The 11566-nt window shown below is 71.3% G+C and carries 11 protein-coding genes; 4 read left to right on the forward strand and 7 right to left on the reverse strand.

Annotation, left to right across the window (positions count from 1 at the left end; genetic code table 11):
• Window positions 1-8 precede the first annotated feature (8 nt).
• From bchZ to P8627_RS08430, 6 genes are all read right to left on the reverse strand, one after another.
• Window positions 9-1487, reverse strand: a complete 1479-nt coding sequence (bchZ, locus tag P8627_RS08405; protein WP_279967335.1) for a chlorophyllide a reductase subunit Z — start codon at window positions 1485-1487, stop codon at window positions 9-11.
• On the reverse strand, window positions 1488-2993 hold the full coding sequence (gene bchY, locus P8627_RS08410; RefSeq protein WP_279967336.1) for a chlorophyllide a reductase subunit Y: 1506 nt from the start codon (window positions 2991-2993) through the stop codon (window positions 1488-1490).
• The gene (locus tag P8627_RS08415; protein WP_456237545.1) at window positions 2986-3987 is read right to left on the reverse strand and encodes a chlorophyllide a reductase iron protein subunit X; all 1002 of its coding nucleotides are present in this window, start codon (window positions 3985-3987) and stop codon (window positions 2986-2988) included. Before P8627_RS08415 ends, bchY begins: the two co-directional genes overlap by 8 nt.
• 2 nt (window positions 3988-3989) lie before the next feature.
• Complete coding sequence (bchC, locus tag P8627_RS08420) at window positions 3990-4922, reverse strand: chlorophyll synthesis pathway protein BchC (protein ID WP_279967338.1); 933 nt, start codon at window positions 4920-4922, stop codon at window positions 3990-3992.
• A gap of 103 nt (window positions 4923-5025) precedes the next feature.
• A complete protein-coding gene (locus P8627_RS08425) occupies window positions 5026-6159 on the reverse strand; it encodes a methyltransferase (RefSeq protein ID WP_279967339.1) in 1134 nt (377 codons plus the stop codon).
• 1 nt (window position 6160) lies between these two features.
• Complete coding sequence (locus tag P8627_RS08430) at window positions 6161-7030, reverse strand: polyprenyl synthetase family protein (RefSeq protein ID WP_279967340.1); 870 nt, start codon at window positions 7028-7030, stop codon at window positions 6161-6163.
• Window positions 7031-7120: 90 nt separating this feature from the next.
• Here P8627_RS08430 and crtD point away from each other — a divergent pair, with 90 nt between their 5' ends.
• From crtD to P8627_RS08450, 4 genes are read left to right on the forward strand one after another with little or no spacing between them, the layout of a single operon-like run.
• The gene (crtD, locus tag P8627_RS08435) at window positions 7121-8668 is read left to right on the forward strand and encodes a 1-hydroxycarotenoid 3,4-desaturase CrtD (RefSeq protein WP_279967341.1); all 1548 of its coding nucleotides are present in this window, start codon (window positions 7121-7123) and stop codon (window positions 8666-8668) included.
• Window positions 8665-9510 (forward strand): carotenoid 1,2-hydratase, encoded by an 846-nt coding sequence (crtC, locus tag P8627_RS08440; protein ID WP_279967342.1) that lies wholly within the window; start codon window positions 8665-8667, stop codon window positions 9508-9510. Before crtD ends, crtC begins: the two co-directional genes overlap by 4 nt.
• A 39-nt stretch (window positions 9511-9549) precedes the next feature.
• A complete protein-coding gene (gene hslV / locus P8627_RS08445; RefSeq protein ID WP_279967344.1) occupies window positions 9550-10098 on the forward strand; it encodes an ATP-dependent protease subunit HslV in 549 nt (182 codons plus the stop codon).
• Window positions 10095-11150 (forward strand): hypothetical protein, encoded by a 1056-nt coding sequence (locus P8627_RS08450; RefSeq protein WP_279967345.1) that lies wholly within the window; start codon window positions 10095-10097, stop codon window positions 11148-11150. Before hslV ends, P8627_RS08450 begins: the two co-directional genes overlap by 4 nt.
• On the opposite strand, the gene P8627_RS08455 is transcribed toward P8627_RS08450, so the two are convergent.
• On the reverse strand, window positions 11147-11509 hold the full coding sequence (locus tag P8627_RS08455) for a DM13 domain-containing protein (RefSeq protein WP_279967346.1): 363 nt from the start codon (window positions 11507-11509) through the stop codon (window positions 11147-11149). The two genes, P8627_RS08450 and P8627_RS08455, sit on opposite strands and share 4 nt — an antisense overlap.
• Between the last annotated feature and the right edge of the window lie 57 nt (window positions 11510-11566).

Consider the following 11566-nt stretch of genomic DNA (forward strand, 5'->3'; position numbering starts at 1 on the left):
AGGTCATGTCAGACATTGGCGTCCTCCTTCGTCTCGGGTGAACGGGGTGCGAGGCGCGCGATCGTGTCGGCATCGACACGGGCGGCGCCCGCCTTCAGGGCCGCGGCCTCGGCGCGATCGCGCAGCGACTTGGCGGCCGAGATGCGGGTCAGAACGGGGAAGTCGGAGACGATGCGGTCCAGCAGGGCCTGCGCCTCCGGCTCCCAGGGGAAGTCGCGGCGCAGCTGGCTGGGCGTCGCCTCCGCGGCATCCATCTCGGAGGCCAGCGGCAGGATGTGGAACAGCGCGTCGAACAGCCCGTTGCAGATCTCCTGCAGCAGGTAGGTCGCGCCGGCATAGCCCATGAAGGGCGTCCCCGTGGCGCGCCGGATCGCGGCGCCGGGAAAGCCCGCGGGGATGAAGGCGGGCTTCGGGCCGAACCCGGCGCCGGCCTCGGCCATGTACATCTTCTCGTTGATCGATCCCATGACGATCAGCGGCCGCTTGGTGGCGATCAGCTCGCGCACGGCGTCGTTGTCGGTCTTCTGGCCTTGCAGCCGCGGCACCGCGAAGGCGCAGGGCAGGCCGAGGTCGTCTTCCAGGAACAGCCGGATGCCGCGGGTATAGGTCTCGTTCGAGACGATTCCGAAGCTCGCCGTGGCGAAGAAATCCTGCGTGACCGAGCGCCACAGGTCCCAGACCGGCTTCAGCGTGGAATGCTTCTCGGTCGCGATGAAGGGCTCGGGGTCCAGCCCCGTCAGCTCGCCCAGCTTGCGCAGGAAGGCGGTGGTGCTCTCGACCCCGATCGGGGCCTGCAGATAGGGCTTCTCCAGAACCTCGGCCAGGCCGCGCCCGAATTCGCGATACATGCAGATATTGACGTCGGCATTCACCAGGTCGCGCATCTCGGCAAGATGGGCGCCGAGCGGCATGACCATGTTGACCTCGGCGCCGATGCCTTCGACGAGGCGGCGGATCTCGGCCAGGTCGGAGGGCATGTTGAACGTGCCGTACATCGGCCCGAGGATGTTGACCCGCGGCGCCGATCCCTCGGGGCGGGCCTTTTCCTTGGGCATCCGGCCCTTGGTCATCCCGAACTCGGTGAAGATCCAGGTCATGGCGCGGTCGGCGGCCTGCCACTGGTCCTCGTCGATGGTGCGCGGCAGGAAGCGCTGGATATTGGTGCCTTCGGGGGTGACGCCGCCGCCGATCATCTCGGCGATCGAGCCGGTCACGACGACCGCGGGCAGGGCCGGGTCGAGCGTGCCCCAGGCGCGCTTCATCGCGCCCTCGGTCCCGTCGCGGCCCAGCTCTTCCTCGCCCAGGCCCGTCGTCACGATCGGAAGCTCGTGCGGCGGCAGCGCGTCGGTGTAGTGCAGCACGCTGGTGACCGGCAGGTTCTCGCAGCCCACGGGGCCGTCGATGACGACCTGCAGGCCCTTCACGGCACAAAAGGCGTAAACCGCCCCCCAGTAGCCGCCCGCGCGATCATGGTCCTGGACCAGCATCTAGATCATCTGCGCGGCTTTGTCGGCCCGCGCCTTCTTGTCGAGTTTCTTCTGATGCGCGGCGCGGAAATCGGGGCGCAGGTTCGGATCGCCCTCCCAGACGCCCGCGGTATCGCCATGGCCCACGCCTTCGAAGAAGCCGCGCATCCGCGCCATGCGGTCCTTGTTGCCCATCGCCGCGTTGACGACCTGCTGCAGCGACCCGGCCCCAGCCGGCCCCATCAAGGGGCGCGCCGAGATCAGGTTGGTGAAATAGAGCGCGGGGATCCCCAGCTCCTTGGCCTTCTGCACGACCGGCGTGGTTCCAATGGAGAGGTCGGGGCGCAGGCCCTCGACGACGCTCAGGTCGTCCTCGAGCGAGGCGCGGAACTTCACGGTGACGCCGCGCGCCTCCAGCCATTCGACATCCGGCGCCGACCAGGGCGACTTGGCGCAGGCGGTGCCGACATAAGGAACATCCGCGCCGCTTTCGATCAGCAGGCGGGCCACCAGGAGTTCCGAGCCCTCGTAGCCCGAGACGGTGATCGTCCCGTCGATCCGCGCGGCGTCCAGCGCGGCGCGGATCGCGGGGGTGAATTGGTTCTGCGCCTCGGCCACCTTGGCGGCCGAAATCCCGAAGGCGTCGCCGACTGAAGTGAGCCACGCCGCCGTGCCGTCCACGCCCACGGGCGCGGATGCGAGGATCGGGCGTCCGGCCGCCTGAAACTCCCGCACGGCGGCGGTGTAGAAGGGATGGATCGCAGCAGCGACGCTGCAATCCAACGCAGAATAGAACTCGCGCCACTCACGGCAGGGAACGACCGGACCTGCCGCCAGACCGAGTGGCGCGAGCATTCCAGCGATCCCCAAGGGGTCCGCCGGAAACATTTCGCCCAACAGCGCAACTGTCGGACGATCGGATTTGCCCGCGGCTGGCATCGGCACAGGGCCGGCCGCCACTTCCTTGCGGGCATAGGAAAGCATCGCTCCGGCCAGGACGTCCTTGGCCTCGGCATGGGTGGGGATGCCGAAGCCCGGCACGTCGATGCCGATGATCCGGACCCCGTCGATCTGGTCGGGCAACAGCCGCAGCGGGACCCCGCTGGCGGTCGGCACGCAGAGATTGGTGACGATGATCGCGTCGAGCTTCTCGGGATCGGCCAGCTTGTGGACGGCGTCGCGGATATCCTCGAAGAGCTTGCCCGTGACCAGCGTCTCGCTGTCGAAGGGCACGTAGCCGACCGAGCGGCGGGCGCCGTAGAAATGCGACACGAAGGTCAGCCCGTAGACGCAGCAGGCCGAGCCGGACAGGACCGTCGCGACCCGCTTCATCCGCAGGCCGGTGCGCAGCGATCCGAAGGCGGGGCACATGCTTTGCGGCTTGTCGTGGGGACCGACGGGATAATCCGCCTTGTAGCGGTCCAGCAGGTCGCCCTGCCCGGCCTTGCGGGCCGCGGCCTCCAGGGTCTCGGGGGTGGCGCACCCGCCCGCCGTTTCCGGCCCGATATCGCGGAAATCGTCAGGCATCGTCGTAGACGACCTCCAGCGAGGGCTTTGGCGCGTAATACTTGCCGCGCATATCGGCATCGGTCGCGGGCTCCAGCGTCACGCCGGCCCCGGTCTCGGAGCCATCGAACAGCGCCAGCAGACCGTCCTGGTCCACCGGGGTCGGCCGCACCGGCGGCGCCACGGCCACCGCATCGCCAAGCGCGGCGAACAGGCTGCCCCATTCGCTCGCGGCGGTGCCGACGATCTGGTAGTTGGCGGATTTCTTGCGCAGGTCGTCATCCTGCGGGATCGAGGCCAGCACCGGGATGCCCGCGACCTTGGCGAAGGCCTGCGCCTCGCCGGAATGGTCGTCCTTGTTCACCACCAGGCCCGCGACGCCGACATTGCCGCCCAGCTTGCGGAAATACTCCACCGCCGAGCAGACGTTGTTGGCCACGTAGAGCGACTGCAGGTCGTTCGAGGCGACCAGGATCACCTTCTGCGCCATGTCTCGCGCGATCGGCAGGCCGAAGCCGCCGCAGACCACGTCGCCCAGGAAGTCGAGCAGCACGTAGTCGAAATCCCAGTCGTGGAAGCCCAGCTTCTCGAGAAGCTCGAAGCCGTGGATGATGCCGCGTCCGCCGCAGCCGCGGCCGACCTCGGGCCCGCCCAGTTCCATCGCGAAGACGCCGCCGCGCTTGAAGCAGACATCGCCGATGGCGACTTCCTCGCCGGCGAGCTTCTTGCGAGTCGAAGTCTCGATGATCGTGGGGCAGGCCTTGCCGCCGAAGAGCAGCGAGGTCGTGTCCGATTTCGGGTCGCAGCCGATCAGCAGCACGCGCTTGCCCTGCTCGGCCATCATGTGGCTGAGATTGGCGAGCGTGAAGCTCTTGCCGATGCCGCCCTTGCCGTAGATCGCGATGATCTGCGTCTTGGACTTGGGCTCGCCCTGGGGCACTTCGAGGCTGGGCTCCTCAGAGGCCTCCTCGCGCAGGCGGTCGGAGAAATCGCGCAGGTTCGGGGCGTCGTCCAGGCTCATGCGTGGCCCTCCCAGTTCAGGACCATCTTGAGGCAGGCCGGATCGGCGAATGCCGTGGCGTAGGCGTCGGGCGCGTCCGCGGCGGGGCGGTCATGCGTGATCAGCCCGTCGAGCGACAGGATCCCGGCCTCGACCAGGTCGCGCGTGGCCACGAGGTCGTCGCGGGTCCATTCGGCGCTGACGCGGAACCGCGCCTCGCGCATGAAGGCGGGCGGATAGGCGAAGGAGACGGGCTTGGCGTAGAACCCGGCCAGCACGATCTCGCCGCCCTTGTTCAGGCGCCCGATCAGCGTGTCGAGAAGCCCGGTGTCGCCCGAGGCGTCGAAGATCGTGTCATAGGTCGCCATGTCGTCGGCGGGGTCGATGACCTGGTAGCCGGTGGCCCCGTCGCGGCGCGCGGCGTCACGCTCCCAGACGACGGGCCGGCCGCCGGCGGCAAGGGTCAGACGGGCCAGCAGGCGCCCGAAGGTGCCGTGGCCGACGATCAGGTCGGGAAGCTCGGTCCGCAGCCCGGCGATGGCGTGGCGCGCGGTGGCAGCCAGCGCCAGCAGCGCCCCCGAGGGACCGTGGCCCGCATCGACCGGAACCAGCCGGTCGGCGGCGGTCGTCACGTGACCGGCGGCGGCGCCGAACAGGCCGCGCGCATCCTCGTAGCAATCGGCGCCGGGCACGAAGACCCGCGTGCCGACGCCCAGCGCGGCGCTGCGGGATTCGACCACCTCGCCGACGGCCTCGTAGCCGGGCACCAGCGGGTAGCCCATGCCGGGGAAGGGCGGCATCTCGCCGGTCCAGAGCAGCTTCTCCGTCCCGGTGGAAATCGCGGAATGCAGAATGCGGACAACGGCATCGCCGCCCTGCGGGGCCTTGAGACCCAGCGGGGCCAGGGCGATCGCCCCGGGACCGGAAATGAGAACCGCGTCGGTCTGCAAGGTAGCTCCCCTCGATGGCGATCCTGACGAGGGACTCGCCGGATTGCCGTTCGACTCTTACTTCCGGATTGATTTGTGTCAACCAGAATAGACAGCGTGAGTGTCAGGTTGACAGGTCAGGCCGCTCTGCGGACAGGACATGCGTCACGAAGGGGCGGGTGGTGCCGCGATCGGTGATCCGGGTGAACCCCGCCTGCGCCATCAGGGCCTTGATCCGCTCCGGGCTGCGCGCCCGTCCGGTCTGCATCGCCATGCAGTAGAAGGCGAAATAAGCGTCGCCCGCGCGGCTCGGCCGATCCCCGCCGGTCATCGGCTCGGACACGATCAGCCGGCCGCCGGGCGGCAGGGCCGCGTGCACCGCGCCCAACAGGCTCAGCACTGTCGTATCGTCGTGATCGTAGAGCACGCGCACCAGCGTGATCGTGTCGGCGCCCCCGGGCAGCGGGTCGTCGCGGAAGCTGCCTGGCGTGATCGTAACCCGATCGCCCAGCCCCGCCGCAGCGAACCGGGCGCGGGCATCGGGCACCACGGCGGGCAGGTCGAAGAGATGCAGGCGCGGCCCCGGATGCGCCCGGCCGAGCGCGGTCAGGAACGCGCCGGTCCCGCCGCCCACATCCAGCACCGTGCCCGCGCGCGCCAGGTCGACGCGGCGCAGCGTCTCCTCCGTCACGAGCGCCTGGCTGTCGGCCATCAGGTCGGAATAGCGCCGCGCCGTCGCGGGATCCGCGGCCGCCCCGGCGCCGAAGACATAGGGCCAGAAGCGCGACAGCTCGGTCTCGCCGCCGCGCAGCAGCGCGAGCGGATCGGCGAGGTCGCGATAGAGCACCGAGTGATGCGCGATCATCGCCTCGAGCCCCGGCACGCCCAGCAACGCCGCACCCCGACGCGCGATCCGCCAAGTCGCGCCGTCGCGCCGCATCAGCCCCAGCGCGCTCGCCCCATCGCAAAGCTGCGCCATCCGGTCGGGCGCGACATGCGTGCCGGCCGCCAGCGTCGCCGCGTCCGCGGGCCCGTCCATCAGCCGGTGCAGCAGACGCAGCTCGACGACCGCCGACAGGATCTGCGAATGCACGAAGCCCGCAACAAGGTCGAACAGCGCCTCGCCGTCCCGGCGCGCGAAGCGGCGCAGGATCGGGGTGGCGGCGACGAGGGACTGGAACCGACGCGAGGCGACCAGCCGCATCGCCCAGCCGGCGCGGGCGGCGCGCGGCGGGGGCGCGGGATCGGCCAGCGTCATGTCACTCGGCGGCGGTGGCGGTATGCGCGGGCGTCAGCCGCGCGGCGGTGGCGCGCACCATCTCGGCCAGCATCGCCTCGCCGGGGCAGGCGGGGATCGAGGCGATCGCGCCGGAGAGGATGTCTTCCAGCCGCTTGATCGCGCCGGCGACGCCCAGCTCGGTCACGGCCGAGGGCCGCGCCAGCCGCGCATCCTGGCCCGCGGGCTTGCCGGTCACGGCCTCGGGCTGCAGCGCGTCGAGTAGGTCGTCGGCCACCTGGAACGCCTCGCCGATGCGCGCGCCGAGCTCGGTCCAGGGCTCCGGATCCTCGCCGGCAGCCAGGGCCCCCATGCGGGTCGCCGCGGTGAAGAGCGCGCCGGTCTTGGCGCGGTGATAGGTGGCGAGGTCGATGGTCGCCTCGCTCTCCCAGCCCTGCCCGGCGCAGATGCCGTGCGGCATGCCGGTGAAGCGCGCCATCTCGCCCACCAGCCGTCCGGCCCGGGCCGGGTTCTCCAATGCGGCGACGCCGAGCACGTCGAAGCCGAGCACGATCAGGCTGTCGCCCGCCAGCAGCGCCAGCGCCTCGCCGTATTTCGCGTGGACCGAGGGCTTGCCCCGCCGGATCGCGGCATCGTCGAAACACGGCATGTCGTCATGGACCAGCGAGGCGCAATGGATCAGCTCGATCGCCGAGGCGGCGGCATCCGCCAGCGCTGGCCTGTCGTCGCCGCAGGCCAGCGCGACCGAGAGCGAGATCGTCGGCCGGATGCGAGCCCCGCCGGGCTTGACGGCATGGTAGAGCGCGGCGGCCAGCTTCGGCGGGACCGAGCCCGCGGTCGCGCGGCCCAGCGCGCCATCGATGGCGGCCTCGATGCGGGTGTTCAGCGTCATGCGGGGACCTCGCGCGGCATGTCATTGCGTCGTGACAGAATGTGTCACATGATGTTGACAGTTGCGACATCTGTCAACGTGCGGGGGAACATGCCCGAAAAGGTGGTCATCGTCGGCGCAGGGATCGGCGGCCTCGCCTGCGCGATGCGGCTGGCCCATGCCGGCTGCGACGTGACCGTGCTCGAATCCGCGAAGGCGCCCGGCGGCAAGATGCGCACCGTCCCGAGCCCCGCCGGTCCGGTCGATGCGGGGCCCACCGTCCTGACGCTGCGCCCGGTCTTCGCGGCGCTGTTCGACGCCTGCGGCACCTCGCTCGACACCGAGGTCACGCTCGACCCCCTGCCCGTCCTCGCCCGTCACCACTGGGAAGACGGCGCCAGTCTGGACCTGTTCCCCGATGCCGACCGCTCGGCCGACGCCATCGGCACAATGGCTGGCGCGACCGCCGCGCGACAGTTCCGCCGCTTCCACGCCCGCACCGCCCGGCTCTTCGACGCGTTCGAAGCGCCGATGATGCAGGCCGCCGATCCGGGCCCGCACGGGATGGCCCGCGTCGTGGCCCGCGACCCCGCGCTCCTGCCCGCGATGGCGCCCGGCCGGACGCTGGACGGGCTTCTGCGCCGCAGCTTCGACGACCCGCGGCTGCGGCAGCTCTTCGGGCGCTACGCGACCTATGTCGGCGGCGACCCCGCCCGGGTGCCCGCGCTGCTGGCGCTGGTCTGGCAAGCCGAATCGCGCGGGGTCTGGGCCGTCCGGGGCGGGATGCACCGGCTGGCCCGCGCCATGCAGGCCGTGGCCGAACGCGCCGGGGCGCGGTTCCGCTTCGGCAGCCGGGCCGACCGGATCGAAGTGCAGGGCGGCCGGGTGACCGCCGTGCGCTGCGCCGACGGGCGCCATGCCGCGGACCGGGTGGTCTTCAACGGCGACCCCCGCGCCTTGCGCACCGGCCTGCTGGGCGACGCCGCGGCGGCCACGGTCCCCGAAGCGGCCGTGTCCCCGCGCAGCCTATCGGCCTTCGTCTGGTCCTTCGCCGCCCGCCCGGCGGGCCGCGCGCCGGAGCATCACAACGTGTTCTTCGCGCGTCGCCCGAATTCCGAATTCGCCGAGATCGCGGCGGGCCGCCTGCCCGCCGATCCCACCCTTTACGTCTGCGCGCAGGATCGCGGCGGCGCAGCCCCCGAGGGGCCGGAGCGCTTCGAGATCATCGTCAACGGCCCGCCGCGCGACGCCACGAGACCCGACCCGGAGGAAGCAGAGACATGCCGAAGGACGACATTCGACAGGCTGGCGTGGATGGGTCTGCGCTTCGATCCGACCCCCGACGTAACGGCCCTGACGACGCCGGAGGGCTTCGCGGCACTGTTCCCGGCCAGTCGCGGCGCGCTTTACGGGCTGAGCCCGCGGGGCATGACGGCAGCCTTCCGCAGGCCGCGGGCGCGGACGGCGCTGCCCGGGCTCTACCTGGCGGGCGGCGGGACGCATCCGGGGGCGGGCGTGCCGATGGCGGCCACCTCCGGTCGGCTCGCGGCCGAGGCGATACTGGCGGACCGCGTTTCGACCTCGCCGTCCCGCCGGACGGCTATGCCTGGTGGTATGTCGACGGCATCTCCGAGGACGGGCAGCGCGCCGTCTCGGTGATCGCCTTCATCGGCTCGGTCTTCTCGCCCTGGTATCGCTGGAGCGGCCGCGCGGATCCCGAGAACCACATCTGCCTGAACGTCGTGACCTACGGGCGCGGCGGGCGCTGGACGATGACCGATCGCGGCCGCGCCGCGCTGCACCAGAGCGCCGAGACGCTGACGCTCGGCCCCTCCGCGCTGCATTGGGACGGCGAACGTCTGGTGATCGACATGGATGAGCGCGCCACGCCCCACGGATCGGCGATCCGGGGCCGCATCACGGTGACGCCCAGCGCGGTCACCGGCGTCGAGCTTCCGCTGACCGGCGACGGCGCGCATGTCTGGCGGCCCTTCGCGCCGGTCGCGGATATCCGGGTCGAGATCGACCGCCCGGGCTGGAGCTGGGACGGTCACGGCTATCTCGACGGCAATTTCGGCACCCGCGCGCTGGAGGCCGATTTCGATACTTGGAGCTGGGGACGCTTCCCGACGAAGACGGGCGCGGTCGCCTTCTACGACGGCATCCGGCGCGACGGGACGCGGCTTCACACCGCGCTTCGCTTCGACGCCGACGGCCGAGCCGCCGCGATGGACGCGCCCCCGCCGCTGCAACGCTTCCGCCGCTCGAACTGGCTGGTCGCGCGCGCGACGCGCTGCGATCCCGGGCACCGGCCCCGCCAGGTCCGCGCGATGCTGGACGCGCCCTTCTACAATCGCTGCGAGGTCGAGACGGTCATCGATGGCGAGCGGGTGCGCGGCGTCTACGAGGCGCTGGACCTGCGCCGCTTCCGGGGGCCGTGGCTCATGCCGATGCTCGCCGTCCGGGTGCCGCGCCGGTCGGGGTGGCGCATCCGGGCCTGACGGCCCATATCCGGGACCAATGCGACCGGAGGGCACCTCATGAGCGAATTTCCAGGCTGGCACGGCACCACGATCATCGGCGTCCGCAAGGGCGGCAAGGTGGTGGTCGCGGGCGACGGACAGGTCAGCGTCGGCCAGACCGTGATGAAGGGCACCGCGCGCAAGGTGCGCCGCCTCAACCCCGGCGGGCACGAGGTGGTCTGCGGCTTCGCCGGCTCGACCGCCGACGCCTTCACCCTGCTCGAACGGCTGGAGACCAAGCTGGAAGCCGCGCCCGGCCAGTTGCAGCGCGCCTGCGTCGAGCTGGCCAAGGACTGGCGCACCGACAAGTACCTGCAGAAGCTGGAGGCGATGCTGATCGTCACCGACGGCAAGGATCTCCTCGTGGTCACGGGCGCGGGCGACGTGCTGGAGCCCGAACATGACGTGACCGCCATCGGCTCGGGCGGGAATTACGCGCTCGCCGCGGGGCGCGCGCTGATGGATGGCGCCCTTTCCGCCGAGGAGGTCGCCCGCCGCGCGATGGCGATCGCCGCCGATATCTGCGTCTACACCAACGGCAACATCACCGTCGAAACCATCGGATGACGCTGGAGCCCGCCGACCTGCGCGCCGCCGTCGGCGCGGGCATCGTCACCGAGGCCCAGGCCGCGCGGCTGGCCGCGCTCGCCGCCGACCGCCGCAACGGCCGCGACGGCGCCCGCCCTGGCGAGGAGCCGTTCGAGCTGTTCCGCGGCTTCAACGAGATCTTCATCGTGGTCGGGCTGGGCATCCTGGCGAGCGGCTGGTTCGGCGTCTTGGCTCTCGCGGCCGGGCTGGGCGACTGGTCGGCGGTCTGGACGCTGGGCCTGTCGGCCACGCTGCTTCTGATTGCGCTGCTGGCCGAGTATTTCATCCGCCGCCGCCGCATGGTGGCCCCGGCGATCCTGCTGACCGTCGGCTGGACCATCGTCACCTTCGGGCTCCTGTCGCTCCTGTTCCGCAGCGTGACGCTGCTCGGCGGCGTCGATCCCGAAGGCTCGATCCTGCCGCTTTTGCTCACCGCGCTGGCGGTGGGGGCGTTCTGGCTGCGCTACCGCGTGCCCTTCGCCATGGCGGCGATGGCGGCGGCGGCGTTCGGCGCGCTGATCCTGACGCTGGCGGCCGCGACCGGCGAGGACGTCACGACCGAGTCGCTCCTGCTGCTGTCCGGCGAAGGGCCCTTCGCACTGGGCACGCTGGCCTTCGGTCTCGTGCTCTTCGGCTTCGCGATGCGCTTCGACATGGCCGATCCGCACCGCGTCAGCCTGCGCTCGGCCAGCGGGTTCTGGCTGCATGTGGTGGCGGCCCCGGCCATCGTGAACACCGTGGCCCTGTCGCTGCTCGAGGGCGGAACCGGGGCGCGCGCGCTTTTGGCGGTGTTCCTGGCCGCGATCGCGCTCGTCGCCGTGGTGATCGACCGCCGATCCTTCCTGATCTCGGCGGCGGGCTACACGGTGGCGCTGGTCGCCGTCGCTACCGAGGGCGACGCCTTCGCGCCGGTCATCCTGGCCATCGGGGCCGCGCTCGTGGCGCTGGGCGCGGGCTGGCAGGCGGCACGGGCCCGGCTGGTCGCGCCGCTGCCGGGCCGTTTGCGCGACCGGCTGCCGCCCGCGGCCTAGTTCAGCCGCGCCACGCCGAGCGGCACGTTGAACCGCTCGCACCAGATCCAGACCTCGTTGTAATCCGCCGGGTCCACGCCCGCGGGCAGCGCGTAGCTGCTGGCCCCGCTATCGGCGGCGAGCGGGCCCATCAGCGTGGCGGGATCATAACCGTCGCGGCCCAGCGCCACCTTCGGATCGGGCGCGCCATCGAAGCGGAAATCGGCCAGCAGGTTCACCCGGCCATCGGCGATCTCGGCGGTGCCGTTGGTCGCGTGACCCGACGCGCCGGTAAAGCTGCCGAGCCGGCCATGGCCCCCGGCCAGGGCGGGGGAGGCCGCGAGCGCGGCGGCGGAGGCGAGGAAGGTTCTGCGGTGCATCGGGACATCTCCTGTCGATGGGGCGTGGCGGCAGACTGCGCGCCACTGCCGATCTCG

Origin of the sequence: Jannaschia sp. GRR-S6-38 (assembly GCF_029853695.1) — a bacterium.
GTDB lineage: Bacteria > Pseudomonadota > Alphaproteobacteria > Rhodobacterales > Rhodobacteraceae > Jannaschia > Jannaschia ovalis.